We start from the raw sequence: 26,808 nt of genomic DNA, 5'->3' as shown, positions 1-26,808 counted from the left end.
TTTTTGACCGAAAACACCGCCGCAACACTCAATCTCAACAAGCAGCAGGGCCGGCACAGCCCTACCGCAGCCAGAGGCCGGGCTGCGGTTCGTGCGAAAATCGCCGCCTTTGCCCCAGCGCCAAGCGCTCAGAGGCCGCATGCGCCACGCCGCACACGTAGCCTGCTCCATTGCCTGATGCCAAGCCACGCCACCACCACCGCCTCACCCCCTGCCGCTGACACCCGGGTTCGCCTGGCGCTGTTCGACCTGGACCACACCCTGCTGCCGCTGGACTCCGACTACGAGTGGGGCCAGTTCAGCGTGCGCCAAGGGCTGGTCGAGGGTCAGGCATTTGCGCAGCGCAATGCCGAGTTTTTCGAGCAATACCGCGCCGGCACTCTGGATCTGGCGCAGTACATCCGCTTTGCCACCGAGGCCATCTGCCGCCTGGGCCCCGATGCCAGCCTGGCCGCGCGCCAGCGCTTCATGGCCGAGGTCATTGCCCCAGCCATTCTGCCGCCGGCGCAGGCGCTGCTGCAGCGCCATCGCGATGCCGGCGACGAGGTGCTGATCGTCACCGCCACCAACATCTTCGTCACCGAGCCCATTGCACTGGCCCTGGGCGTGCCCCGTTCACACCTGCTGGCCGTGGAGCTCGAGCGCGATGCGCACAGCGGCTGGTACAACGGCCAAATTGCCGGCGTGCCCAGCATGCGCGAGGGCAAGGTCACGCGCGTGGCGCAGTGGTTGCAGCAGCGCGGCTGGGCCTGGTCACAGGTGCACACCACTTTCTACAGTGATTCGCGCAACGATCTGCCCCTGCTCGAGCAGGTGGACGTGCCCGTGGCCGTCAACCCCGACCCCATGCTGCGCCAGCACGCGCAGCAGCGCGGCTGGGCCATCATGGATCTATTCGCCCCCGCATGAGCTGCGCCCCTGCCAGCACCCTGCCCTCATGATCAAGCAATTCATCGAAAAGCTGCTGGCCAAGCGCCCGCGCCAGCGCCCGGCTGCCCAGGCCGGCCAAGCCCCCGAGGCCAGTGCGCGCAGCGGCCGCGCCAATGCCGCCGGTACCGCCAGCGCCCAGCGCAAGATTTTCGGCAAGCGCCATGAAGTGCCCGCCAGCGAACACGGCATCGATCCCTCCCTGGTGGACCGGCGCGCGCTGGAAGTGGTCGATACGCTTCAAAGCAAGGGCTTCGAGGCCTACATCGTCGGCGGCGCAGTGCGCGACCTGCTGCTGGGCCTGCGCCCCAAGGATTTCGACGTGGCCACCAACGCCACGCCCGAGCAGGTCAAAAGCCTGTTTCGCCGCGCCTTCATCATCGGGCGGCGCTTTCGCATCGTGCACGTGGTGTTCGGCCGGGGGCGCGAGCACGAGGTGATCGAAGTCACCACCTTCCGCGCCTATCTGGACAACCAGGCCGCCGACCGCATCAGCGGCAATGAAAAAACCAGCCGCCAGGCGCTGGCGGGAGTGCAACATGCCGTCGATGCCAGCGGCCGCGTGCTGCGCGACAACGTCTGGGGCAGCCAGCAGGAAGATGCAGCGCGGCGCGACTTCAGCATCAACGCCATGTACTACGACCCGCGCTCGCAGATCGTGGTTGATTACCACCATGGCATCGACGATGCACGCAGGCGCACCATCCGCATGATCGGTGACCCCGAAGCGCGCTACCGCGAAGACCCGGTGCGCATGATCCGGGCCATCCGCTTTGCCGCCAAGCTCGACGCGCTGGGCTTCACCCTGGGCAGCAAAACCGCCCAGCCCATCGCCGCTTTGCGCCCGTTGCTGCAGGACATCCCGCCCAGCCGCCTGTTTGACGAAATGCTCAAGCTGCTGCAAACCGGCCATGCCATGGCCTCCGTGGCGCAACTGCGCGCGCTGGGGCTGGCCAAGGGCATTTACCCGCTGCTGGATCTGATCGTCGAGCGCGCCGACTGGCCGTTGGTCGAGCTGGCGCTGCGCGATACCGATCGGCGCGTCGAAGAAGGCAAGCCGGTTGCGCCCAGCTTCCTGCTGGCCTGCGTGCTGTGGGACGACGTGCAGCAGGCCTGGGAACGCGAGCAGCAGCGCGGCCAGCACCCCAGCCCGGCGCTGTCGCACGCCATCAGCGAAGTGTTCGAGCGCCGCGTCGGCGATGTCTCCGGGCGCGGCAAGCTCGGCGCCGACATCCGCGAAATCTGGACCATGCAGCCGCGCTTTGCGCGCCGCAGCGGCAAAGGCCCCTACAGCCTGGTGCAGCAGCCGCGCTTTCGCGCCGGGCTGGACTTTCTTCGCCTGCGCGGTCGTGCAGGCGAAGCCGCACAAGACTGGGCCCCGTGGTGGGAGGAATTCAGCCTGGCCGACGATGCCACCCGCGCCGACATGCTCGAGCAAGAGCGCCAGCGCAACCAACAGACCAAACAGGCTGGTGAGAGCGGTCGCAAGACCAAGAAATCACGCCAGCGCAGCGCAGCGCAGCAAAACGACGCCGCCGCCTTGGCCCTGATCGAGAGCACCCTTCCTGAAGACGCAGAGCGGCAAGAACATACGGAGCCGGCCCAGCCCGCATCCAGCAGCAGCGCCAAGCGTCGCCGCCGGCGCAGGAAATCCTCTGGCAACGCAGCGGCCGCCCCAGCCGATGCCTCCGGCCCAGGCGCGGCCCAGACGCCCTCCTGCGACGCAGGCCATGGCTGAGCAACCCACCAGCCGCGCCTGGGTCGGACTGGGTGCCAACTTGGGCGAGCCGCTGGCCACCTTGCACGCGGCGCGCGACGCACTGGCGCAGCTGCCCGGCACCCGGCTGGAAGCCGTCTCGCCGCTGTACCGATCCAGCCCAGTCGATGCCGACGGCCCTGACTACCTCAATGCCGTGGCCCGCCTGGCCACCGAGCTGGCGCCGCTGGCGTTGCTGCACGCCCTGCAGAGCATCGAACAGGCCGCCGGCCGCCAGCGCCCTTACCGCAACGCCCCGCGCACCCTGGACCTGGATCTGCTGCGCTACCACGATCCGGCTGGCGTGCCCATGCAGATGGATGGCCCGCAACTGAGCCTGCCGCACCCGCGCATGTATCAGCGCGCCTTCGTGCTGTTGCCGCTGGCCGACATCGACCCTGTGTTGGCTGGAGAAGCCGCCACCCGCGCGCAACTGGCGCAGCAGCAACCACTGCAGCGCCTGCCTGCGGCTCAGCAATGGGCGCCCTGGCAGCGGCCATGAGCGCCTCTCGCAAAGGCGCTGCACGGGTGCGCCCGCGCAATGCCACACAATGCCAGCGATATACTTGCGGCCTTTTGGCCTTCTCGCACGCACATGGTTGAATCCTTTACCTACGAGCAATTGATCGCGTCTGGCGAAGGGCGCCTGTTTGGCCCCAACAGCGGCAAGCTGCCGTTGCCGCCCATGCTGATGTTCGACCGCATCACCCACATCGACGACGAAGGCGGCGCCCATGGCCTGGGCCGCATCGTGGCCGAGCTGGACGTCAAGCCCGAGCTCTGGTTCTTCGCCTGCCACTTCAAGGACGATCCTGTCATGCCCGGCTGCCTGGGCCTGGATGCCATGTGGCAACTCATCGGCTTCTACCTCACCTGGCTGCGCCTGCCCGGCAAAGGCCGCGCCCTGGGCGCTGGCGAAGTCAAATTCACCGGCGAGGTCAAGCCCGACGTGAAGCTGGTGACCTACGAAATCGACATCAAGCGCGTTATCCGCCGCAAGCTCAACATGGCCATCGGCGACGCTCGCCTGCTGGCCGACGGCCAGGAGATCTACACCGCCAATGATCTGCGCGTAGGCTTGTTCGAGGCCGAAGCCAAGGCCTGAAAACCGCTCCCCAAGCCTTTTGCGCAGCGGCCCGGGCGGTCTACAGCACCGCGCCGATCAGCCCGATCACCAGCCAGAGCAGCACCCACAGCACCAGCGTGCGCCACATCAGCGAGGCCAGCCTGTGCAGCAGGCCGGCCACCAGCTCGTCGCTGCCCTGCTCTGCCCCATCCAGAATGCGCGAGGGCGTGCGCCCTTGCCAATGCGGCCACGCCAGGATCCATTGCACGCTACGCCCTGGCAAGCCCAGCGCTGCACTGCCTGCCGCCAGCACCAACGCATCGCCATCGCCTGGGCGGCGCGCCGTGCAGGCGCGCCAGGCGCTGATGGCTTCGTCGTAGCGCCCCACGGCAGCGAACATACCGGCCGTGATGCGCGCTGGCAGCCAATTGACCCATTGCCAGCCCTGCCGCGCCACGCGCGCCAGGGCCATGCTGGCGCCGTGCGGGTCATCGTGCCGCCCTGCTGCGCGCCACCACAGGCCATGCGCAGCCTGCGCCAGGCAAAACAATACGGCCCCCATCGGCCCCAGCCCGAGAAAGGCCAGCAGCAAATAGGCGGCAAACACCCCAAACACGTAGTGATGCATGTGCTGCACGGAATAGGTCACGCTGGCAGCCAGCAGCGCGGCCGGGCCATCGTCCTGTGCAGGCACCGTGTCGGGCTGCGCATGCTCTCTCAGCCCATCGCCCTCATCGCCCTGTGCATGGCCTTGGGCCCAGCCACCCTCCAGCGCATGGCGCCAGCGCTCCAGGGCCTGGGCGGCGGCCTGGCGATCGCCGGTGTTGATGGCGTTGCGCACCTGCGTGAAATATGGCCCAAAAGCGCGAAAGCGCAGCACGGCATAGAGCACAAACACCGACCAGAGAAAGGCCGCAAAGCGCCCCAGGCCCGCCTGCAGCAACGCGAATATCAGCCAGACGATCACAGCCGGCAGGCATACGGCCAAAGCCCACAACACCCAGGCCTGGCCGGGCGTGCCCGCATCCAGCGCGTACTGCAAGCGCCAGCGCAGCGCTTGCAATGCCCCGTGCCAACGCTGGCGGGCATGCAACGGGCGCAGCTGCTCAAGCAGCAGTGCAACGAACAAGGCCAGCACGCTCATGCTGCTACCCGATCGTCGGCCAAGGCAATCAGAGCAGACCGCGCGCAGGCCAGGGCCGAAGGCCTGCCGGTACGGCCTGGCCATGCGCTTTGGCGCTCAGCGCGAGGACTGCGGCTCACAGCGCTTGCGCCAAGCGGCGCACCCCTTCAACGATGCGGTCATCGGGCACCGTGGCATAGCTCATGCGGAATGCGGCTGGGTCGGGGTCGGTGGCGTAGAACGGCGCGCCGGGCACCACGGCCACGCCCTGCTCGATGCCACGCTGCACGAACGGCGCCGCCTGCGCGCCCGGCGCTGTCAGCCGGGCCCAGATGAACATGCCGCCTTGCGGCGGGGTGTAATGCAGCGCATCGCCCAACTGTTCTTGCAGGCATTGCATCATCAGCGCAGCGCGGCCGGCATAGACGCGCTGCACGTTCTGCAGCGCCGGCTGCAGGCGGCCGCTGGCCAGATATTCGCTGGCCGTGACCTGCGCCAGCATGCTGCTGTTGGCGTCGCTGAACTGCTTGCACATCACGGCCTGGGCCAGCAGCGCCGGCGGCGCCACCAGCCAGCCCAGACGCAGCCCAGGCGAAAGCACTTTGGAGAAGCTGCCGCAATAGGCCAGCCAATCGCGGCTGCCGGGCACCTGCTCGCTCAACGCCAGCAGGGTCGGCGGCGGCGGGGCATCGAAGTACAGCTCGCCGTAGGGGTTGTCCTCGACCACCAGCACCTGGTGGCGCGCAGCCAGCTCCAGAATGCGCTTGCGCCGCTGCAGGCCCAGCAGCGCGCCGCTAGGGTTGCCGAAGGTGGGGATCAGGTACACCAGTCGCGGCCGGTGCTGCACGATGGCCTGCTCCAGCCGATCGACCTGCACGCCCTGCTGGTCGATGGGCACCGACACCACCTGCGCGCCATACAGCCTGAAGCACTGGATGGTGGCCAGAAAGGTCGGCCCTTCCACCAGCACCGTATCGCCCGGGGAAATCATGGTCTTGCCCAACAGATCCAGCGCCTGCTGGCTGCCGGTGGTGACGATCAGCTCCTGGGCCTGCACCTGCGCGCCCTGCCCTTGCAGCTGGGCGGCGATCTGCTCACGCAGCGGCTGATGGCCCTCGGTCGGGCCGTACTGCAAGGCCAGCGCGGCATGCTCGCGCAAGGCGCGCTGGGCAGCCAGCTCCATGCCTTGGGCATCGAACAGCGCCGCATCGGGAAAGCCGCCGGCAAAGCTGATGATGCCGGGGCGACCCAGCAGTTTGAAGATTTCACGGATGGCCGATGTCTCGACCTGGCTCAGGCGCTGGGCAAATTCCATGGGGCTTGGCTCTCGATGAACAGCAGGGGGCGCTTCTGCCGAGCGCATTTTGGGTGGCGAACATGCGGCATGGGCGGGGCAAGACGCGGCATCATAGCGGCTGCTTTGCCATTCTTTCCCGCTCTCAGAGCCTGTCCTCAAAATCCTCGTGCCAAGCGTTTGACCAGGCTCTTGAACACCATGTCCCTGCCGCCCACCGCCCTCCACACGCCCGAACGCGGCGCCGACGCCGCCGATCTGCAAGCCCTGCGCCAATGTTTGCAGGCACGCGGCCAGCGCCATGCCCAGCTGCTGCAAACCCACATCTCCTGGCTGCTGCTGGGCCATGAGCAGGCCTGGAAGATCAAAAAGCCAGTGCGCCTGCCCTTTGCCGACTTCAGCACGCTGGCGCAGCGCCGCCATTTCTGCGATGAGGAGCTGCGCCTGAACCAGCGCCTGGCTCCGCAGCTGTACCTGGACGTGCAGCCGCTGTGGCGCAATGCCCAGGGCCTGCTGGACTTCGATCCCCCTGCGCCCGACCAGCCCGCAGCCGAGTGGGCCGTGCGCATGCGGCGCTTTGCCGATGACGCGCTGCTGCGCACCCGCTTCGACGCCGGCGCAGCGCCCCCGCCCGCTGCGCTGCACCAGCTGGGCCAGCGGCTGGCGCGCTTTCATGCCCAAGGGGCTGGCGCGGCAGTGCCGCAGACCGAGTACGGCAGCGCCGAGCGCATCGAGGCCGATGTGCGCGCGCTATTCACGCCACTGCAGCGCAGCGCCTTTGCCGAGCTGGTGCCGCAGTGGCAAGCCTGGCTGGAGCGGCAGTGCGCGGCGCTGCGCCCCATCTGGCAGGCCAGGCGCGCCGGCGGCTTCGTGCGCGAAGGCCATGGCGATCTGCACCTGGGCAACCTGGTGCTGCTGGGCGACGCCATCCTGCCCTTTGACTGCATCGAGTTCCAGCCCGCGATGCGCTGGATCGACGTGGCCAACGACATGGCCTTTCTCAGCATGGATTTGCACGCCCACGGCCGCAGCGACCTGGCGGCCCATGTGATGGACGGCTGGCTGCAGCACAGCGGCGACTTTGCCGCGCTGCAAACCTGGCGCTTTTACGAGGTCTACCGCGCGCTGGTGCGCGCCATGGTGGCGCAAATCTCCCCGCCGGCGGCCGGGGCGACCGGGGCCGATGCGCCACCGGCCGGGCAGCAGTACGCGCACTGCGCCCAGCAGTGGTGCCAGGCCGCGCCCGCGCCGGCGCTGTTCATCACCTGCGGCGCCTCGGGCTCGGGCAAGTCCACCGTGGCCGCGGCCTGCATGGAGCAGCTGGGCGCCATCCGCATCCGCTCGGACGTGGAGCGCAAGCGCCTGTTCGGCCTGGATGCCCTGGCCAACTCGCATGCCCAGGGCCTGAACATTTACACGCCCGAGGCCACGCAGCGCACCTTTGCCCGCCTGGGCGAGCTGGCCGAAGTGGCGCTGCAGGCGGGCTGGCCGGTGGTGGTCGATGCGGCCTTTTTGCGATGCGAGCAGCGCGATGCCTTGCGCGCGCTGGCCCAACGCCTGCAACTGCCATTTGCCATCCTCGCCTGCGAGGCCCCGGCCCAGACGCTGCGCCAGCGCATCGCCCAGCGCCGCAGCGCCGCGCAGGATCCTTCCGAAGCCACGCCCGAGCTGGTGGCCCAGCAGCTGCAGGGGCAGCAGCCATGGGGCGAGGAGGAGCTGCCCTTCGTGCGCCGCATCGACACCAGCGCGCCGCATTGGCGCGCGGCACTGGCCGCGCAACTGCAAACGCCGCGCTGAAGCCGGCAAGGCCGCAAAAAAACAGCCCATGGCCTGTGCTGCGCCATGGGCTGTTTTTTTGCCGTGCGTGTCCGGTATGAGCGATCAGAACTGATAGCGCAGGTTCACGCCAACGTAGCGGCCAGCCTCGGTGTAGCTGGAAAAGTCGGGCTTGGTGATGCCGCGCGCGCGATTCCACAGTGCGTAACGCTTGTCGCCGATGTTGTAGATGCCGCCGCTGAGGGTGAGGTTGGCCGTGGGCTTGTAGTAAGCGGTCAGGTCCACAACACCGTAGCCGGGCAGCGAGGCGTAGCGGCTGCTGGGCAGATCGGCCTTTTTCTTCGCTGCCGACCATTTCACGCGCAACTGCCCGCCCCAGCGATCGCCGGGTTCGGCATAGCGCAAGCCCACGTGGCCATGCAACGGGTTGACGCGCAGCAGCGGCTTGCCATCGTCTTGCTTGCCCTTGGAATAAGCCAGCGCGCCATCCAGGTGCAGGCCATGGGCCGCGCCCAGCGCGCCCAGGTTCAGGCTGCCTTCCCACTCGAAGCCATGGACTTTGGTGCGCCCCGGCTCGTTGAAGACCGTGCAGACGGCATCGTGGCCATAGTCGCCGCAATCGACCTCGATCATGTTGCTATAGGCGTTGTGGAACACCGTGGCCTTTTGCCGCCCCAGCGCGCCAAAGCTGCTCCAGGCCAACTCCACGCCCGTGGCTGTTTCCGGCTTCAGATTGGGGTTGGGGCGCGAGGGCCAGTGGCCATAGCTTTGGCCATTGCTCTCACCGTAGCCCGGCAGTCGGGTGCTGCGGTTGAAGCTGGCCGACAGCAGGTGGTTGTCATTGAGCTTCCAGTCCAACAGCAGGCCGCCGCCCACAGCGGTCTTGCTGTACTTGCGCGTGCCCTCCACAGGCGTGACACCGGCATCGAACGATGGATCGATGCGGATGTGCGAGACCTTGGCCGAGGGCGTCAGGCTCACGCCGCTCTCGCCCAGGCCCAGGCGGTTGGCGACGTGCACGCTGGCCTGCCACTGCTGGTTGCGCGGGAAGTACGTAGGGTTGCTGATGCGGCTGCCCACTGTGCGCACCAGATCCAGCTCGGCCTCGCTGCGCTGCAGCTTGAAGCCATAGCTCCAGTCCTGGCGCAGGCTGGCGCCTGCGGGCGCGATGGCCTTGTCGAAATCGGCCTTGAAGGTGTAAGAGCTGGTCTTGAAATAGTTCTTGTCCGTGGTCAGCGTGCGCGCGCCGGTCGTGCCGGTGCGGTCGGTGATGCCCAGGTTCTGGCCGCGCGTTCTTTGCATGGACAGCTGCCAGCTCATGCCATCGAACAGCGCGTTGGCGGCGTTCAGGTCATGGCTGAGCGACAGGGCGCTGCGGGTGTTTTTGCGCTCTTCCGTGGCGCTGTGCGTGGTGGTGCTGCCGCGGCTGGAGGTGCTGGTGCCCAGCGCATTGCGCCGGTCGATGTCGCTGTGGGCGCCGTAGTACTGGGCGTTAAGCGTGAGCTTGTGGTCGCGATTGGGTTGCAACACCCATTTGCCATTGAGCGAGTGGCTGCGCCCATCCACCGGCAGGCTCTTGGTGCGCTGGGGGCCGTCGATGTCCAGCCCGCCCTTGTTGTCCAGCTCCTGGTACGAACGGCGCGTATAGCTCAGCGAGGCGCTCTGGCGCTCGTCGATCAACGCCGCCAGGCTGAAGCCGGCGGCAATGTCGCGGGTGTCGCCGCTGTAGCCGGCGCGCACATCGCCGCCCAGGCGCTGGCCAGGGCGCAGGTAATCGGCCGGATCCTTGGTGCGGAACTGCACGCTGCCGGCCAGGCCATTGGCCCCCGGGCCCTTGTGCACGTTGACCTGCTTGAGGTCTGCCGGATCAAAGAGCTGACGGCCATAGTGCATGCTGTGGCCGAAGGAAAAGCTCTGCGTGATGTCCATGCCGTCGAGCTCCACAGTCACGCGGTCGCTGCCCACACCCAGGCCATCGCCAATGCCGCCCATGCCGCGGATTTCAATGTCGCCCAGCACACCGGTCATGGTGGAAAAATCCACACCCGGCGTGTTGTCGAACACGCCACGGATGTTTCTGGGCGGCTCTTTCTCGAGCTGCTCCTGGCCGATCACCGTGGTCTGCGGCTGCGGCTGGGCGCTGACGGTCACGGTCGGCAACTGATCGGCCTGTGCCGCCGCGACTGCGCCTCCTGTTTGGGCAAAAGCGCAGCCGCAGCAGATGTGCGCGACCAACAAGGCAATGGGCTTGCGGGCAAATGGCATAAAAACTCCTCTGGGATACAACAACAGGCCCAGCTGCGCACAAAGCGGCGCGACTGGGCCTTGACGAAACACGCATCGAGGGGTTTTTGGCATCCGCCCCCTATCGAAGGGGCCAGGGTTGTTGAGATTGGGTTTGCAAAGCGGTTTTTCGAGGCCAAAGTCGCAAATGCAAGGCGCAAACGCGCACAAGGCCTGGGCAGCTTGCAAGCGTTTTCAACACAGCAGTTGCGGTTTTTCGACCGAAAACACCGCCGCAACACTCAATCTCAACAAGCCCTAGGATGGCATCTGTGTAAAGCGCGTGTCAGGCCGGTCTGGCCTCGGCTGAGCAAGACACGCTTGGCCCAATAGGATCGGGCGACTGCTTCCGCAGATTGTCAATCTAGTCTCTCAATTATAAATAACTCTTATTTGCAAAGTAAGAATTCTTTTCATTTTTTGATTTCTTGCAGCGCGCCACTGCTCCAAGATCCTCTATCTCTCAGCGCCAGAGCCGTGCAAATCTCTCGACGCTGGCGAACAAGATGCTGTTTGCACCCAGCAACCAACAACCAGCTGGCGCAAACGCAGCAAGGCTACCCCTTGGGTTGGGCGCGCTTGAAGACAAGCCCTCAGCGGCCAGCAAACAAATAGCTGCAAATGGCCACCGCGGCCATGACGGCCACCACATCGGCCAGCAGCGCCGCCGCCAGTGCATGGCGAATGCGCCGTACCTGCACCGCGCCAAAGTACACGGCCAGCACATAAAAGGTGGTTTCGGACGAACCCATGATGGTGGAGACCAGATAGCCCACATAGCTGTCCGGCCCAATGGCCGGATCGGTCAGCGTGGCCGTCATCACGCTATAGGCGCCCGAGCCCGACAGCGGGCGCAACAAGGCCATGGGCAAGGCCTCGGCCGGCAGGCCCAGCGGCGCGGTGAACACCGCCAGCGCGCCCACCAGCACATCCAGCGCGCCACTGCTGCGCAGCATGCCCACCGCCACCAGAATGGCCACCAGGTAAGGCATGATGCGCAGCGCCACCTCGAAGCCGCCCTTGGCGCCCTCGACGAAGGCTTCGTAGATGCGCACCCCGCGCAGCCAGCCAAACAGCAAAAAACCCACCATCATGCCCGGCACAATCCAGGGCGCGATGCGCTTGCCCCAGACGATGCTGGCAGGGATGGCCAGCGCAATGGCCACCAGCGCCAGCAGGCTGACCCACAGTGGGTAGGCCTGCTGCTGCGCCAGGGCGCTGTCGTCCTCGCCGCCTGCCGGCTCGCTCACCCAGGGTCGCTGCATGGCCATCTCCTGCGGCGTGGCCTGCCCAACCGGGAAGAAGCGCTGCAAGCACCAGACCGCGGCAATGGCCGCCAGCGTGGAGGCGGCCGTGGCAAACAGCGTCGTGGGCAGCACCCCGGCCGGATCCATCGAGCCCGAAGCCGCGCGGATGGCGATGACCTTGGCCGGCAGCAGCGTCACGCTGGAGGTGTTGATGGCCAGGAACATCACCATGGCATTGGTGGCCGTTCCCGGGCGCGGGTTGAGCGCATCGAGCGCCTGCATGGCGCGGATGCCAAAGGGCGTGGCGGCATTGCCCAGGCCCAGCGCATTGGCCGACATGTTCAGCACCATCGCGCCCATGGCCGGATGGTTGGCCGGCACCTGCGGGAACAGCCGCACCAGCAAGGGCCGGATCAGCTTGGCCAGCACCACCAGCATGCCGCCTTCCTCGGCCACCTTCATCAGCCCGAGGAACAAGGCCATCACGCCCACCAGGCCGATGGCCAGCTCGATCGCGCCGCTGGCCGAGGAGATCATGCCAGCCGAGAGCTGCTCCATCGGGCTGCTGGCGGCCTGCGCGGCGTGCGCCCCCTGTGCAGCCACACCTTCAGCCGCCGCGCCGGGCGCCTGCACCGGCGGCTGCCAGTGCCATTGACGCCAGGCGGCTGTGGCAAAGGCCACCACGACCAGCGCAAGAAACACAAGATTCATGGCAAATCCCCCACGGGCAGCTCAGCACGAATCGCAGCGATGGACGATCGCGGCGCAAATGGGCGGCAGACTCAGCCTGCCAACGCGGCTTTCACCGCTGCCGAGACAGCCCCCATGTCGGCCTTGCCGGCCAGCTCCTGCTTGGCCTGGGCCATGACCTTGCCCATGTCTGCCGGGCCGCTGGCGCCCACATCGGCAACGATGCGCGCCACGGCGGCAGCCACCTCCTGGGCCGACAGGCGTGCAGGCAGATAGACCTGCAGCACCTGCAGCTCGGCCTGCTCCTGCGCGACCAGATCCTGCCGCCCAGCCTGCTCGAAGGCGGCGATGGAATCCTTGCGCTGCTTGATGAGCTTGTCCACGATGGCCACGATGGCCGCGTCGTCCAATTCGATGCGCTCATCCACCTCGCGCTGCTTGATGGCCGCCTGCAGCATGCGGATCGTGCCCAGCCGCTGGCTTTCCTTGGCGCGCATGGCAGCCTTCATGTCTTCGGTGATGCGTTCTTTGAGGCTCATGACGGTATTTCTCCGTAGTTTTCGCAAATGCGCCATTGTGCACGCGCTGCGCATCCAGCCAGCCAGCCAGCGGGCAGGCTTACGGCGCCGTGCGCGCCGTAGGCACAAAAAAACCGCGCCAGGCGTCCCTGGAGCGGTTTTTTCAGGCGCAGGCCACGGCGTGCGCCATGGCAGCAGGCAATCAGTACAGCTTTTTGGGCAGCTGCATGCTGCGCACGCGCTTGTAGTGGCGCTTGACGGCAGCGGCTTTCTTGCGCTTGCGCTCAGTCGTGGGCTTTTCGTAGAACTCACGGGCGCGCAGCTCGTTGAGCAGGCCCAGTTTTTCGATCGTGCGCTTGAAGCGGCGCAAGGCGATTTCGTACGGCTCGTTTTCTTTGACGCGGATGGTAGTCATTCAGATCAATCAAATATGGCCAAATGCGCTGTACAAGGGAGATCAGGCCTTGCAACCGGCATCCGGCGGTTTCGCCCCGTTTGTTCAGTAACTAGTATGGCCAACGGGGCAATTGCCAGCAAAGCTGCAAATTATAGCGCTTGCGCTTGCGCTTGCGCCGGGCAGGTTTTCTCCAGCGCCTGTGCGCAGGCATAGGCGCTGGCCCAGGCCCACTGGAAGTTGTAGCCGCCCAGCCAGCCGGTCACATCCATCACTTCGCCAATAAAGAACAGGCCTGGGTGCGCCGTGCTCTGCATGGTCTTGGAGGACAGCGCACGCGTGTCCACGCCGCCGATGGTGACCTCGGCCTTGGCATAGCCCTCGGTGCCGCTGGGGATGATGCGCCACTGCGTCAGCTGCACCGCCAGCGCTTGCAGGGCCTTGTCGCCCACCTGGTCGATGGGGCGCTGCCATTGCGGTTGCTGGGCCAGCAAGGCATCAGCCAGCCGCGCCGGCAGCCACTGCGCCAGCACATTGCTCAGCAGGCGCCGGCTGCTGCGCTTGGCCTCCTGCAAGGCCTGCGGCACATCCAGCCCGGGCAGCCAGTTGATCTGCAACGCCTGCCCGGGCTGCCAGTAGCTCGATATCTGCAGGATGGCCGGGCCGGACAGGCCCCGGTGCGTGAACAGCAAATCCTCATGGAATACCGGCGCAGCCGCCGCGCGCCCTTTGCCGCCGGGCGCCGTACCTGCCGCGTTTGCCGTCCCGATGGCCACGGGCACGGCCAAGCCCGCCAGTGCGGCATAGGCAGCCCAATCGGCAGCGGCAAAAGTCAGCGGCACCAATCCTGGACGGCAAGGCACCAGCGGCAGCCCGAATTGGCGGGCAATGCGGTGGCCCAGGTCGCTGGCACCAATCTTGGGGATGGACAGCCCGCCTGTGGCCACCACCAGCTGCGCGGCCTGCACCTGGCCGCACGCGGTGCGCACGGCATAGCGCGGCGCGGCGCTGGTCTGATCGACAGGCTGCGCCAGCGCCTGCGGCAGTTGCTCCACGCCTTGCACTTCGCAGCCCTGCCAGAGCTGCACGCCGGCCTGCTCGCACAGCCGGCGCAGCATGTCGATGATGTGCTGCGCCCCCTGGTCGCAAAACAGCTGGCCTTTGTGCTTTTCATGAAAGCCGATGCCGTGCTGCTGCAGCAGCGCCATGAAGTCCTGGGGCGTGAAACGCGACAGCGCCGAACGGCAGAAGTGCGGGTTCTCGCTGATGAAATGCCGCTGCGGCGCGCGCACGTCCAGATCGCGGTTGGTGAAGTTGCACCGCCCGCCGCCGGAGATGCGAATCTTCTCGGCCAGGCGGCGCGCATGGTCAATCAGCAGCACCTTCAGCCCACGCTGGCCCGCCTGCGCCGCGCAGAACAGGCCAGCTGCGCCCGCGCCCAGCACGATGGCGTCGAACTGGGCCGACGAGGCTGCAGCGCTGGCCTGCAGTGGCATGGGTGGCGAGTCCATGGCCATCAGCAGGGCGCAGCCGCCAGCGCAGCGGCCTGCGGCGCCTGCTCCAGCCACTGGCGCGCCTTGAGCACATCGCCCACGATGATGATGGCTGGGCTGGCGATGTGCTGCGCCTGCATGTCCGCCGCCATCGCACCCAGCTCGGTCAGCAGGCGTTTCTCGCCCGGCAGCGAGGCCGATTGCACCACCGCCACCGGCGTGTGCGCCGGCAGGCCTTGCAGCAGACCTGCCTGAATCGCCTGCGCGCCGCGCACCCCCATGTAGATCACCAGGGTCAGGCGGCAGGCATGGGCCGTGGCCGCCAGCGCCGGCCAATCCATGGCAGGCTGGCCTGGCGCAAGATGGCCCGTCACCAGCAGCACGCCATGGGCAAAGTCGCGGTGCGTCAGCGGCGCGGCCAGCGCCGTGGCCGCCGCCACGCCGGAGGACACGCCGTTGACCACCTGCGCGGCCACGCCCGCCTCATGCAGTCGCTGCAGCTCCTCGCCGCAGCGACCGAAGATCGCAGGATCCCCACCCTTGAGGCGCACCACCGTCTCGCCGGCCATGGCCTGCTCGATCATCAAGCGCTCGATCTCGGCCTGAGGCGTGCTGCGGCCACCGCCGCGCTTGCCCACGTGGATGATTCGCACCGTGGGCGCGGCAAAGGCCAGTACCTGCTCGCCCACCAAGTCATCGACCAGCAGCACCGTGGCTTGGCCAATGGCGCGCACGGCCTTGAGCGTGAGCAGCTCGGGATCACCAGGCCCGGCGCCAACCAGCCAGCATGCTCCGGGGCTGCGCAGGGCGTGCGAGCCATTGGGGCCATCCGCCCGCAACGACGCTGGCGCGGCGGCCGCGCTGGTGGGCCAGGTGGAATCAAGAATGCGTGTAGGCATACGGCACAAGGCAAGGCAAGCGGGGGCACTGCGCCCCGCCGCTGGGCTTTCAAATCCAAAGGGCGTGTATTGTGCGCGAATCTCAGCGCGCGCCATCAGCGTCAGCAGCGCCAACAGCAAACCTTGCCTCAATGGCCCGCAGCGCCTGGGCCTGTCATCAGAATCATCGCGCCGCGCCCATCCCGACCTGGGACGAGCGCCATTCGCGGCAATTTTGATGACAGCCCTCAGCCGCGAGCAGGCCCTCAGCGCTGCGGCTGCTTGCTGGCCAGCAGTTTCTTGACCTCGGGCGAGTAGGCCAGTTTGCCCTCGCGCGCATAGGCTTGGTACTGCTCGTCGATGGCGTCGAGGCGATAGAGGTAATTGACCATCAGGCCCAGCGACTGGCGCATGCCGTTGTCCGAGCTGTCGCCCATCCAGTTGATTTGTTGCAGGCTGGCGCCATTGCCGAAGTGAAAGCGCGCTACGGGGTCCAGCGGCTCCTGGCGGCGCTTTTCCAGCAGCAGGTAGTGCGCGCATTCGGCCATGAGCCATTGGCGCAGCGCCGCCATGTCGTCCTTGCCCAGCGCCTCGCCAGCGGACTGTTGCCCGGGCTGCGCTGCCTCCTGCGGCGCGCGCAGCAGCTGGCGCAGCCGCTCCAGCGGCGCCTGTGCCCCTTGCTCTTCTTCCTCGATGAGGAGCTTGACCTGCAGCGGAATGCGCTGACGGTATTGGGCATCCTCCAGCCGACCCTGCAGCCATTTGGCAAAACCCGGCACGGGCGACAAGGTGGCGAACTTCTGCAGCTTGGGGAATTCGTGCGTGAGCTGCTCGACCACGCGCTTGATGAGGAATTCGCCCATGCTCACGCCGCGCAGACCGGACTGGGCGTTGGAGATGGAATAAAAAATCGCCGTCGTGGCCTGGGCCGGATCCTGCGTGGGCTGGGCCTCGTCGAGCAGGGCCTGCACATTGTCGGCCAGGGCCTTGACCAAGGCCACCTCGACGAAAATCAAGGGCTCATCGGGCATGCGACCATGGAAAAAGGCATAGCAGCGGCGGTCGGAGTCGAGTCGGTTGCGCAGGTCGTTCCAGGACTTGATTTCGTGCACCGCCTCGTAGCGGATGACTTTCTCCAACAGCGAGGCCGGCGAGCCCCAGCCAATGCGCTGCAGCTCCAGAAAGCCGGCATCGAACCACAGGGTGAACAGGCGCAGCAAATCCTGCTCCAGCGGCTGCAGCTCTTCCTGGTGGGCCGAGCGCAGCAGCTCGGCGCGCATTTGCACCAAGGCGTGGATGCCGTTGGGCAGCAGGTTGAATTGCCGCAGCACGCGCAGCCGAGGGGATTCCAACGCCTGGGCCAGCTCGGCTTGGGCACGCAGGCTCTCAGGCCCTTCGGAAGCGGCCTGATAGGCGGTAATGGCCCGATCAAGCGCCGCCTTGTCCACATGAAAGCCCTGGGCCAGGCGCAGCATGAACAGCAGCCTGTCGGCAGCATTGGCATGCAAATAGGCGTCAAGCAGTTGCCGCGCACGGGCGCGCACGCGGCTGTCACTGTCGGTCTGCGTGGCCGCCTCGTGCAATAGGGTGTCAATCTTTTGCCATTGGCGCTTGTCCAGCGCCTCACTGGCGCTGGCGACTTCTTCGCCATGCTCGCGCCCACCCATGAAACGGCGCCACAGGCGCATCAATCCCAGGCCACGGGCATCGGTCTGAGAGTCTGCAGAAAGAGTCGTCGGGGGCATGCGGTACTTTCCAGGGCTAGGGGCTCGAACGCCTGCGCCACCACGACGCAGGCAAGAGGCGATACATGATAATCTCGCCGCACGACGCGCCCAGCCCAAGGCCAGCGGGAAACCGCAGCGGCCGACACCGGCGGGACACTTTGGCCTCGCCTTGGCCCACCACATCACACAAGGATTGCACGCATGAACGCACGACTGGGACTCATCATTCTTCTGGCCCTGGGCATCGGCCTGCTGTACTACTTCAACTGGGACGCGCTGATCGTGCCCACCGATGTTTCGCTGGGCTTTGCCGTGGTGCATGCGCCCATCGGCATCATCCTGCTGGTGCTGATGTGCCTGCTGGGCTCCTTGTTCATCGCCTATGTACTGTGGCTGCACAGCACGGTCATCATGGATTACCACCGCTACACCAAAGAGCTCAAGCAGCAGCGCGAGCTGGCCGACAAGGCCGAGGCCTCGCGCTTTACCGAGCTGCGCAGCTTCCTGGCCGAGCAGCACAAGCAGGGCCAGGAAGAATTGCTGCGCCAGATGGAAGAGCTGGAAGACCACATCTACAGCCGCGTGGACGACTCCGACAACAGCACCGCAGCCTACATCGGCCAGATCGAGAACCAGCTGCGCCACAACCCCGCGCCACAGCTGCCGCTGAACCCCAGCCCCGAGCAGCGCGATAGCTGAAAGCCTTCTGCCCACCAGCCTCGGCGCAGTGGGCTCAAAGGGGCTTGGGATGATGATGGGATGCAAGCTGCCATGGCGCACACAGGGCCAGTGCCCCGGTACGGTCTTTCAGCATCGCAGACTGGCCCAATCGGCTGCTTTTGCCCTGTCAAGCTGAGGGCGTGTGAACAAGCCCTCTCAGCGCAGCCAGCGCGACAGCAGACGCCACAGCGTATCCAGCCCCATGGACCACAGCTCGTCGGCGAAGCGGTCCTTGCCCCATAGACCTCCGCCCTCCTCACGCTCTCGCTGCGCGTTCTGGGCCCGGATGCGCTCCTGCGCCATCAGCCATTCGGCCCGGGCCGTGGCTTCGCGCAACTTTTCGCTGTCTGCATCGGCAGCAGCGGGGGCCGCCTTGCCGTGGTACTTCTGCAAGGCCCTCTCCACGGCCTGCGGATCCAGCAATGCAAAGGCCGAGCGGCAGTAAGGGCAAGCGTGATCGCGGCGCAGATCGACGGTGGCGCCGCAACTGCTGCAATGGATGGTTCGCACCGTCTCGGCCAACGCATGCAGCTGCGCTGGGTTGAGGTGGCGCACAAAACCTTTCTCGACCATGAACGAGGAGAAAGTGCCAAAGCGCCCATGTCGCGCCGGGCAACGGTAGGTGACGTAAGCGCCGCTGAGGGTACGGTCCGTGCCGCGCTGCAGTGTCGTGCGGCAGGCCGGGCACTGCATGCGCTGGCCCAGCGGGCGGTGCGGCTCATCGCGGTGCTCATGCAAGGTCTTGAACAGCGCCAGCACGCCCTGGGCCGAGAGCTGCAGGTTTTCACGCCAGTCGAACCAGATGCCATGGCAGGCAAAGCACAAGTCCAGCTCCACCGGCTCGCCACGGTGGGACTGCACGTGCAGCGCCTGCATAGGCTCACGGCATGAGGGGCAGGCCGGCGCGGCGGGCTGCCACTGCGCATTGGCAAGATCTGCTGCGGCTTGTTCGGTCATGCGCATATTCCTGCGGGTTGCGATGCCGCATGGGCTCGGGGGCGCGCAGCGCTGCCATGTCGGCGCAAGTCAGCAACGTGGCTGCCATTTCAGGCAGAAGGTGCAAACGCTGCAGATGCCGCGCCCGCCCGGGCCGATCACTCGGCGCTGGCCTGGGTCATCAGCGGAGCGAGTTCGAAGTGCATGCGCGCGGCTTCGGCCAAAGTATCAAAGCGCTGCTTGATTTCCTTGGCGATCGGCGCTGCGGCAGCACTGTCCTTGGCGATGATCTGCGGGTCCTTGAATTCGCCGTTGATGCGGAATTCAAAGTGCAGGTGCGGCCCGGTGGACATGCCGGTTGAGCCCACGGTGCCGATGAACTGGCCCTGCGTGACCTTGTCGCCCTTCTTCACATCGCGGCGATCCATGTGCGCATAGACCGTGACCTTGCCTTCGCCATGGTCGATGTACACCACATTGCCATAGCTGTTGCTCCAGGTCGACTCCTGCACCACGCCATCGCCGATGGTGCGAATGGGAGTGCCGGTGCGCGCTGCGTAATCGATGCCATTGTGGTTGCGCCAGGTCTTCTTGATCGGGTGGAAGCGGCTGCCAAAGCTGCTGGAGACGCGCGAGAACTCCAGCGGCGAGGACAGGAAAGCCCGACGCAAATTGGAGCCATCGAGCGCGTAATACGCGCCCTTGTCGTGCTCGCTCTCCTGGAACCAGAGCGCCTGGTGGGCCTTGCCCTTGTTGACGAATTCAGCGCTGAGCACGCGGCCGCTGCGCAGTGGCTCGCCATCGGCTTCCAGGGTTTCGTAGACCACGGTGAAGGTATCGCCCTTGCGCAAGTCCTTGTGGAAGTTCACCTCGGCAGAGAACATCTCGGCGATCTGCACCGCCACCGGATCGGGCAGGTTGGCCTCATCGGTGGCCGCAAACAGCGAGCTGCGGATCACGCCACTGGCCAGGCGGGTGCTCTTGGTCAGCTCGCCACGATCCAACTCGGCCGAGAAGGTTTCGCCATCGGTGCCACGCTGCACCACCAGACGCTGGAAGAAGCCGCTGTCGTCGTTGACCCAGCGCGCCGTCAGGCGTTCGAGCTCGTGGTTGGCATTGACCTCAGCGGTGACAAAGCGACCATGGCGGCCCCACAAATTCTTGTGCGCCAGGGCATTGCGGCGCAGAAAGGCTGCAGCCGCTGGATCGCTCACGCCCAGGCGCTGCAACAGGCCCTCGGCCGTATCGTTGGCGCGCAGACGCTCACTGCGGTAGAGCAGGTAATCGCTCTGGCCCAGCAGGCTGCCGATGTTCTGCCCATCCAACAGCGAAGGCACTTCGTACTGTGCCAGACGCGGAAAAATCAACTCCTGCTCGCCCTGCAAGTTGGCCACGGCAAAGGCGCCGCCACCGCCCAACAGCAGCAATGCGCTGACTGCGCCCATCAGGCGTTTGGCCACCGGGCTGCGCCCAGTTGCAGGCGTTGCATCGGCTTGGCCTTGTGGGGCCATCGGATGCGGCAACGCTTCGGGGAAAGTCGGTGCAGCGTCTTGAGAAACAGGGTGCGGGAAAGCTGACTGCTCGGAGTTCAAGGGACTGTCCTGACACAAAAACAAACCTGCCATCCTTTCACATGCAGCCACAAGAGTGCAAAAAGCGCCCCGGAAAGCGCCTCCGCCACAGCGACTGCAACTGCGCTTGCCCGGGGTCAAAGCTCAGGGCTTGGCTCCAGACGCATGCAAAAGAATGTTGCAGCACGCATGCCACGCAAGGGATCAGGCGGTTGTAGCCACCGTACCCGATGCATCGGCCATGCATGCGGCACAAAGCAGGCTTGGAAGAAGATTCAAAAAATGCGGCCAATGGCACGAAGCAGGCAGATCAGCGACACCTGGGAAAGTTCATTTGCTGCCTGAGCTTCCATACAATAAGCCCGCAAAAACACAGGGCAGTATAGCGGGATTGCCCGTTTTACCAAGCGGATTTACTTTTATTCTCATGTCAACTATTGCCTCCCCCAGCCCCCACCCCTCGCAACCGCCCAGCGCCGCCGTGCAGCAAGCCCTGGCCATCAGCCTGCGTGGCGCAGAGGAATTGCTGCCGCAGGCCGACTGGCTGGCCAAGCTGCAACGCGCCGAGGCCAGCGGCCAGCCGCTGCGCATCAAGCTGGGGCTGGACCCCACCGCCCCGGACATCCACCTGGGCCATACCGTGGTGCTCAACAAGATGCGCCAGTTGCAGGACCTGGGGCACCAAGTGATCTTCCTGATCGGCGACTTCACCGGCCGCATTGGCGATCCTTCCGGGCGCAACAGCACCCGCCCGCCGCTGACCGAGGAGCAGATCAAGGCCAACGCCCAGACCTACTACACCCAGGCCAGCCTGGTGTTGGATCCGGACAGGACCGAGATCCGCTACAACAGCGAATGGAGCAATGGCCTGGGCGCGGCGGACATGATTGCGCTGGCCTCCAAATACACCGTGGCGCGCATGATGGAGCGCGATGACTTCCACAAGCGCTTTCATGGCGGCCAGTCGATCAGCATCCACGAGTTCCTCTACCCGCTGATGCAGGGCTATGACTCCGTGGCGCTCAAGGCCGACCTGGAGCTGGGCGGCACCGACCAGAAATTCAACCTGCTCATGGGGCGCCATCTGCAGCAGGAATACGGCCAAGAGCCGCAGTGCGTGCTGACCATGCCCCTGCTGGTCGGCCTCGATGGCGTGGACAAGATGTCCAAGTCCAAGAACAACTACATCGGCATCACCGAGGACGCCAACACCATGTTTGCCAAGGTGCTGTCGATCTCCGACGAGCTGATGTGGGACTGGTACACGCTGCTGTCTTTTCGCTCGCTGGCCGAAATCGACGCGCTGCGCAAGGAGGTCGCCCAAGGCCGCAATCCCAAGGACGCCAAGGTGTTGCTGGCCAAAGAAATCACCGCGCGCTTTCACAGCGCCGCCGCCGCCGAGGCCGCCGAGCAGGATTTCATCAACCGCAGCAAAGGCGGCGTTCCCGAGGACATCCCCGAAGTGCAACTCAGCGGCGCGCCTCTGGGCATCGGGCAGATCCTCAAATCCGCCGGGCTGACGGCCTCCACCGGCGAGGCCAACCGCCTGATCGATGGCCACGGCGTGCGCGTCGATGGCAGCACCGTCGGCGATCGCGGCCTCAAACTCACTGCCGGCAGCTACGTGGTGCAGGTGGGCAAGCGCAAGTTCGCGCGCGTGCATCTGAGCTGAACCCAAGAGCCGGTTCGCCGGCTCATGCCCTCGGCGCGAGCAGAACCTGCTCGCGCCAAGAAAAAGCCGCTGGAATCAGCGGCTTTTTCTTGGGGCATGGCGCACCTCGCGGGCGGCAGAGCTTGCGCCGTGAGGCCGGCGCCAGCCCCTGGGCCAGCCCGGTGATCCGATCAGAACAGCACCCTAGCGCGGATCGTGCCAGGCACGCGGCGCAGCGGCTCCAGCACCTTGCTGGCGCCACCCGGCTCGGTGTCGATCACCACGTAGCCAATGGCCTCATCGGTCTGCAGGTACTGCGCCGCCACGTTCAGCTGGGCGTCAGAGAAGATCTGGTTGATGGCCGACATCACGCCCGGCACATTCTTGTGGATGTGCAGGATGCGGTCGCGCCCGGCGTGCGCCGGCAGCGCCGCCTCGGGGAAGTTCACCGAGGTGGTGGTGGTGCCGTTGTCCGAGTAGCGCACCAGCTTTTCCGCCACTTCCAGGCCGATGTTGGCCTGCGCCTCCATGGTCGAGCCGCCGATGTGCGGCGTGATGATGACGTTGTCCATGCCGCGCAGCGGGGAGACGAACTCATCCTGATTGGACTTGGGCTCGACCGGGAACACGTCGATGGCCGCGCCCAGCAGCTTCTTGCTCCTCAAGGCCTCGGCCAGCGGCTCGATCTCCACCACCGTGCCGCGCGAGGCGTTGATGAGGATGGCGCCATCCTTCATCGCGGCCAGCTCCTTGGCGCCGATCATCCACTTGGTAGAAGGCAGCTCGGGCACGTGCAGCGTCACCACGTCGCTGCGTTCGAGCAGCTCCTTGAGGCTGCCCACCTGCTGCGCATTGCCCAGCGGCAGCTTGGTGATGGCATCGTAAAAAATCACGTGCATGCCCAGCGACTCGGCCAGCACCGACAGCTGCGAGCCGATGGAGCCATAGCCGACGATGCCCAGCGTCTTGCCACGCGTCTCATACGAATTGGTGGCCGACTTGAGCCAGCCGCCGCGGTGCGCCACTGCGTTCTTCTGCGGAATGCCGCGCAGCAGCAGGATCAGCTCACCCAGCACCAGCTCGGCCACCGAGCGCGTATTCGAATAGGGCGCGTTGAACACCGCCACCCCTTTTTGCCGCGCGGCCTGCAGGTCAATCTGGTTCGTGCCGATGCAAAACGCCCCCACGGCCACCAGCTTGTTGGCCGCAGCCAGCGCATCGGCCGTCAGCTGCGTGCGCGAGCGAATGCCCAGAAAATGCACGTCGGCGAGCTTTTCCTTGAGCTCATCGCCTTGCAGCGCGCTGGAGACCGTCTCCACATTGTCGTAGCCGGCCTGCCTGAGCACATCCACGGCAGAGGGGTGGATGCCCTCCAGCAACAGAAACTTGATCTTGCCCTTGTCCAGCGATGTCTTACCCATGATTTGCCCACCCGAAATGCATCCAGCGCAAGCCAGAACAAGATGCCCTGACCGCCTGCGCGAAAAGTGCGGATATTAGCATTAACCCTAGGTAACACCTGCTGTCCCAGGCCCGCTCAAGAGGCCCAACCTGGGGAAAACCTTGACACTTTTTTGTCACAAAACTGCCTTACCATCGCCCCCGCTTTCAGAAGGCGCCTGCCGCAGATCTTGCGGCAGCCCCCTCGGTTTTCATCCGCTTCCCCAAATACGCAAGGAGTTCCAATGAAACTGCGTCACTTCGCTCTCGCCGCTGCAGCCGCCCTGGCCGTTGGCAGCGCCCAGGCCCAGACTGAAATCCAATGGTGGCATTCGATGTCTGCCGCGCTGGGCGACTGGGTCAACGACCTGGCCAAGCAATACAACGAAAGCCAGAGCGAGTACCGCATCGTGCCCACTTACAAGGGCAAATACGACGAATCCATGACGGCCGCCATTGCCGCCTTCCGCGCCGGCAATGCGCCGCACATCCTGCAAGTCTTCGAGGTTGGCACCGCCACCATGATGGCCGCCAAGGGGGCGACCATGCCCGTGAGCAAGGTCATGGAGGATGCCGGCCTGAAGTTCGACCAAGGCGCCTACATCTCCGCCGTCAGCGGCTACTACACCGCGCCCAACGGCCAGATGCTGAGCTTCCCCTTCAACAGCTCCACCACGGTCTTCTACTACAACAAGGACGCCTTCAAAGCCGCCGGCCTGGACCCGGAAAAGGCCCCAAAGACCTGGCCCGAAGTGTTCGAGGCGGCCGGCAAGCTCAAGGACAGCGGCCACAAGTGCGCGCTGACCACCAGCTGGATCAGCTGGACGCAGCTGGAGAGCTTCTCGCTGTGGCACAACACCTTGTTTGCCAGCGCCAACAACGGCTTTGACGGCAACGGCGCCCGCCTGCTGGTGAACTCGCCGCTGCACCTGCGCCACTTCGAGAACCTGGCCAAGGCCGCCAAGGACGGCAGCTTCGTCTACAAGGGCCGCGGCAACACCGCCGACGCCACCTTCCCATCGGGCGAATGCGCCATGATCACCGGCTCCTCGGGCCTGTACGCCCGCGTGCGCAAGGAGGCCAAGTTCCCCTACGGCATCTCCACCCTGCCCTACTACCCCGACGTCGAAGGCGCGCCGCAGAACACCGCCATCGGCGGCGCCAGCCTGTGGGTGATGGCCGGCAAGAGCGAGAAGGAATACAAGGGCGTGGCCGACTTCTTCCGCTTCCTCTCCAGCCCCGAAGTGCAGGCGGCCAGCCACCAGCGCACCGGCTACCTGCCCGTGACCACCGCCGCCTTCGAGCTGACGGAAAAGGCTGGCTTCTACGGGCAAAACCCCGGCACCGACGTGGCCGTGACGCAGATGATCCGCAAGACCACGGACAAATCGCGCGGCATCCGCCTGGGCAACTTCGTGCAGATCCGCACCATTGCCGATGAGGAAACCGAGCAGATCTGGGCCGGCAAGAAAACCCCTAAAGAGGCCCTGGAAGCCATCGTGCAGCGCGGCAACGAGCAGCTCGAACGCTTCGAGCGCGCCAACCGCTGATCGCGCCAACCACTCTGATCACTGAGCGCCGGGCAACCGGCGCAACCCTCCAAGCCAGCGCCTGCGCTGGCTTTTTTTCCGCTCACTGCCCCTGACTGCGCCAAGCCATGCCTGGCCCTGAATAGAATAAGAACCACTCTCGATACCGTCCCGGCCAGGCCCAGCCAATGTCCCTCGCGCCCGCTTATCAGCAGCAAGTCCAAGCCCTGTATCTGCGCCATCACGGCTGGCTGCACAGCTGGCTGCGCCGCCGCCTGGGCGATGGCGATGCCGCCGCCGACCTGGCGCACGACACCTTCGTGCGCCTGCTGGGCCGCCCGCATGCGCTGCACGAGCTGCGCGAGCCGCGCGCCTATCTGGGCACCATTGCCCACGGCCTGGCCGCCAGCCATTTGCGCCGCCGCGCGCTGGAAGCCGCCTGGCTGCAAACCCTGGCCGCCCTGCCCGAGGCGCACGCCCCTTCGCCCGAGCGGCGCGCCATCACCCTGCAAACCCTGCACCAGCTCGACGACGCCCTGCACACCCTGCCCGCGCGCGTGCGCCAAGCCTTTCTGATGGCACAGTTCGACGGCATGAAGCAGCGCGACATCGCCGCCGCCCTGGGCCTGTCCGTGCCCACCGTCAAAAAATACATGCAGCGCGCCTGGCTGGCCTGCCTGCACCTCATGCCCGAGGACTGACGCCGCGCCCCATGGCCGAGCCGCTCAACCACCCTGCCAGCGCCCCCATCGCCGAGCCCATCGACGAGCGCATCCTGGCCGAAGCCGCCGCCTGGCTGGCCCAGCTGCAAGACGGCCCCCTGCCCCCCGCCGAACAAGCCCGCTTGGCCGCCTGGCGCCAGCAAAGCCCGCAGCACCAGCGCGCCTGGCAGCGCGCCGAGCGCCTGCTGGGCCAGCTCAACGCCCTGCCAGCCCCGCTGGCCGGCCCCGCCCTGCACGCCAGCACGCAAGCCAGCCGCCGCGAAAGCCTGGCCCGCATTGCCAATGTGGCCAAAGGCACGGCCCTGGTACTGCTGATCGCCCCCGCCAGCTGGCTGCTGTGGCAGCGCCAGCCCTGGCAGCACTGGCGCCACTGGATGGACGCCGACTACGCCGCCCTGCCCGGCCAGAACCTGGACTTGCAACTGGACGACGGCAGCCAACTCAGCCTGCACGCTGGCAGCCAGCTCGACGTGCGCTACAGCCGCCGCCAGCGCCTGCTGCACCTGCGCCAAGGCGAGCTGTACGTGCACACCGCCGCCGACAACGCCCAGCCGCCGCGCCCCTTCATCGTCAGCACCGCGCACGGGCGCATGCAGGCCCTGGGCACGCGCTTTGCCGTGCGGCAGCTGGATGGGCAACTGGACGGGCAGCCGGACGCAGCACCCGGCGGCGATGGCGGCAGCACCCTGCTCGCCGTTTACGAAGGCGCGGTGCGCATCGAGCCGGACGACGCCCCGAGCGCCGCGCACCGCACCCTGCACGCCGGCCAGCAGGCCCGCTTCACGCGCAAGGCCATCGCCCCCGCCACCGCCGCCCGCGAGGCCGACACCGCCTGGCGCCAGGGCCTGCTCATCGCCGACGCCATGCCCCTGCCCGACTGGGCCGCCGCCCTGGCCCGCCACAGCGGCCGCGCCATCCGCGTGCTGCCCGCCGCCCAGGCGCTGCGCATCTCCGGCACCTTTCCCTTGAGCGACCCCGACCGCGCCCTGCGCATGCTCGCCGCCACCTTGCGCCTGCGCATCCGCCAGCGGGGCCAGGGCGAAGGCGCAGTGGTGGAGATTGGTTGA

Annotated in this window: 22 protein-coding genes; 10 read left to right on the top strand and 12 right to left on the bottom strand. The window is 66.3% G+C overall.

Translation table 11 applies throughout. The annotated features are described in order from the left end of the window. Positions 1 to 177 precede the first annotated feature (177 nt). The 4 genes from CK620_RS00775 (at position 178) to fabA (ending at position 3,788) form a co-directional block, all read left to right on the top strand. Positions 178 to 909 (top strand): HAD family hydrolase, encoded by a 732-nt coding sequence (locus CK620_RS00775; RefSeq protein WP_095548711.1) that lies wholly within the window; start codon positions 178 to 180, stop codon positions 907 to 909. A gap of 28 nt (positions 910 to 937) precedes the next feature. After that, positions 938 to 2,665 (top strand): polynucleotide adenylyltransferase PcnB, encoded by a 1,728-nt coding sequence (pcnB, locus tag CK620_RS00770; RefSeq protein ID WP_095548710.1) that lies wholly within the window; start codon positions 938 to 940, stop codon positions 2,663 to 2,665. Continuing rightward, positions 2,658 to 3,185: a 2-amino-4-hydroxy-6-hydroxymethyldihydropteridine diphosphokinase gene (gene folK / locus CK620_RS00765; protein ID WP_095548709.1), complete on the top strand. Its 528-nt coding sequence runs from the start codon at positions 2,658 to 2,660 to the stop codon at positions 3,183 to 3,185. The genes pcnB and folK overlap by 8 nt, the downstream gene beginning before the upstream one ends. A 93-nt stretch (positions 3,186 to 3,278) precedes the next feature. After that, the gene (fabA, locus tag CK620_RS00760) at positions 3,279 to 3,788 is read left to right on the top strand and encodes a bifunctional 3-hydroxydecanoyl-ACP dehydratase/trans-2-decenoyl-ACP isomerase (protein WP_095542863.1); all 510 of its coding nucleotides are present in this window, start codon (positions 3,279 to 3,281) and stop codon (positions 3,786 to 3,788) included. A 40-nt stretch (positions 3,789 to 3,828) separates the two neighbouring features. Here the strand turns inward: fabA and CK620_RS00755 are convergent, their stop codons facing one another. Together CK620_RS00755 and CK620_RS00750 are read right to left on the bottom strand one after the other, a co-directional pair. Next, positions 3,829 to 4,893: a CobD/CbiB family protein gene (locus CK620_RS00755; protein WP_095548708.1), complete on the bottom strand. Its 1,065-nt coding sequence runs from the start codon at positions 4,891 to 4,893 to the stop codon at positions 3,829 to 3,831. A gap of 115 nt (positions 4,894 to 5,008) precedes the next feature. Next, positions 5,009 to 6,187: an aminotransferase-like domain-containing protein gene (locus CK620_RS00750; protein ID WP_095548707.1), complete on the bottom strand. Its 1,179-nt coding sequence runs from the start codon at positions 6,185 to 6,187 to the stop codon at positions 5,009 to 5,011. A 180-nt stretch (positions 6,188 to 6,367) separates the two neighbouring features. On the opposite strand from CK620_RS00750, the gene CK620_RS00745 reads away from it, so the two are divergent. Beyond that, complete coding sequence (locus CK620_RS00745; RefSeq protein WP_143325849.1) at positions 6,368 to 7,963, top strand: bifunctional aminoglycoside phosphotransferase/ATP-binding protein; 1,596 nt, start codon at positions 6,368 to 6,370, stop codon at positions 7,961 to 7,963. An 84-nt stretch (positions 7,964 to 8,047) separates the two neighbouring features. Here CK620_RS00745 and CK620_RS00740 read toward each other — a convergent pair whose 3' ends face one another. From CK620_RS00740 to CK620_RS00710, 7 genes are all read right to left on the bottom strand, one after another. After that, positions 8,048 to 10,207: a TonB-dependent receptor domain-containing protein gene (locus CK620_RS00740; RefSeq protein ID WP_179290532.1), complete on the bottom strand. Its 2,160-nt coding sequence runs from the start codon at positions 10,205 to 10,207 to the stop codon at positions 8,048 to 8,050. Positions 10,208 to 10,818: 611 nt separating this feature from the next. After that, complete coding sequence (locus tag CK620_RS00735) at positions 10,819 to 12,183, bottom strand: nucleoside recognition domain-containing protein (protein WP_095548704.1); 1,365 nt, start codon at positions 12,181 to 12,183, stop codon at positions 10,819 to 10,821. Between the two features lie 71 nt (positions 12,184 to 12,254). After that, entirely contained in the window at positions 12,255 to 12,701 is a 447-nt protein-coding gene (locus CK620_RS00730; RefSeq protein ID WP_095548703.1) for a GatB/YqeY domain-containing protein, read from the bottom strand. A 181-nt stretch (positions 12,702 to 12,882) separates the two neighbouring features. Further along, positions 12,883 to 13,095 (bottom strand): 30S ribosomal protein S21, encoded by a 213-nt coding sequence (gene rpsU, locus CK620_RS00725; protein WP_095540517.1) that lies wholly within the window; start codon positions 13,093 to 13,095, stop codon positions 12,883 to 12,885. Between the two features lie 131 nt (positions 13,096 to 13,226). After that, entirely contained in the window at positions 13,227 to 14,570 is a 1,344-nt protein-coding gene (locus CK620_RS00720; protein ID WP_095549061.1) for a BaiN/RdsA family NAD(P)/FAD-dependent oxidoreductase, read from the bottom strand. 20 nt (positions 14,571 to 14,590) lie between these two features. Further along, positions 14,591 to 15,466, bottom strand: a complete 876-nt coding sequence (gene cobA, locus CK620_RS00715) for a uroporphyrinogen-III C-methyltransferase (protein WP_095549060.1) — start codon at positions 15,464 to 15,466, stop codon at positions 14,591 to 14,593. Between the two features lie 245 nt (positions 15,467 to 15,711). Further along, positions 15,712 to 17,190, bottom strand: coding sequence for a malonyl-CoA decarboxylase (locus CK620_RS00710; RefSeq protein ID WP_179290531.1), 1,479 nt, complete (start codon positions 17,188 to 17,190; stop codon positions 15,712 to 15,714). Between the two features lie 183 nt (positions 17,191 to 17,373). Here CK620_RS00710 and CK620_RS00705 point away from each other — a divergent pair, with 183 nt between their 5' ends. Next, the gene (locus tag CK620_RS00705) at positions 17,374 to 17,871 is read left to right on the top strand and encodes a Signal transduction histidine kinase (protein ID WP_095542854.1); all 498 of its coding nucleotides are present in this window, start codon (positions 17,374 to 17,376) and stop codon (positions 17,869 to 17,871) included. A gap of 177 nt (positions 17,872 to 18,048) precedes the next feature. Here the strand turns inward: CK620_RS00705 and CK620_RS00700 are convergent, their stop codons facing one another. Then, positions 18,049 to 18,849 carry a zf-TFIIB domain-containing protein gene (locus tag CK620_RS00700; protein WP_095549059.1) on the bottom strand — a complete coding sequence of 267 codons (801 nt, stop codon included), beginning with the start codon at positions 18,847 to 18,849 and terminating at the stop codon, positions 18,049 to 18,051. A gap of 137 nt (positions 18,850 to 18,986) precedes the next feature. Next, a complete protein-coding gene (locus CK620_RS00695; RefSeq protein WP_095548701.1) occupies positions 18,987 to 20,339 on the bottom strand; it encodes a M23 family metallopeptidase in 1,353 nt (450 codons plus the stop codon). 487 nt (positions 20,340 to 20,826) lie between these two features. Here CK620_RS00695 and tyrS point away from each other — a divergent pair, with 487 nt between their 5' ends. Further along, positions 20,827 to 22,071 (top strand): tyrosine--tRNA ligase, encoded by a 1,245-nt coding sequence (tyrS, locus tag CK620_RS00690; protein WP_095548700.1) that lies wholly within the window; start codon positions 20,827 to 20,829, stop codon positions 22,069 to 22,071. Between the two features lie 170 nt (positions 22,072 to 22,241). Here tyrS and serA read toward each other — a convergent pair whose 3' ends face one another. Continuing rightward, positions 22,242 to 23,471, bottom strand: a complete 1,230-nt coding sequence (serA, locus tag CK620_RS00685; protein ID WP_095542852.1) for a phosphoglycerate dehydrogenase — start codon at positions 23,469 to 23,471, stop codon at positions 22,242 to 22,244. Between the two features lie 264 nt (positions 23,472 to 23,735). On the opposite strand from serA, the gene ugpB reads away from it, so the two are divergent. The 3 genes from ugpB to CK620_RS00670 all read left to right on the top strand — a co-directional run bounded on the left by ugpB (position 23,736) and on the right by CK620_RS00670 (position 26,808). Next, positions 23,736 to 25,040, top strand: a complete 1,305-nt coding sequence (gene ugpB / locus CK620_RS00680; RefSeq protein ID WP_095548699.1) for a sn-glycerol-3-phosphate ABC transporter substrate-binding protein UgpB — start codon at positions 23,736 to 23,738, stop codon at positions 25,038 to 25,040. Between the two features lie 167 nt (positions 25,041 to 25,207). Next, positions 25,208 to 25,720 carry a sigma-70 family RNA polymerase sigma factor gene (locus CK620_RS00675; protein WP_095542850.1) on the top strand — a complete coding sequence of 171 codons (513 nt, stop codon included), beginning with the start codon at positions 25,208 to 25,210 and terminating at the stop codon, positions 25,718 to 25,720. Positions 25,721 to 25,731: 11 nt separating this feature from the next. After that, entirely contained in the window at positions 25,732 to 26,808 is a 1,077-nt protein-coding gene (locus tag CK620_RS00670; protein WP_095548698.1) for a FecR domain-containing protein, read from the top strand.

This window comes from Vandammella animalimorsus, assembly GCF_002285285.1.
Classification (GTDB): Bacteria; Pseudomonadota; Gammaproteobacteria; order Burkholderiales; family Burkholderiaceae_C; genus Lampropedia; species Lampropedia animalimorsus.
The sequence above is the reverse complement of the archived record's forward strand: the minus strand, read 5'-3'. Positions and strand labels throughout refer to the sequence as shown.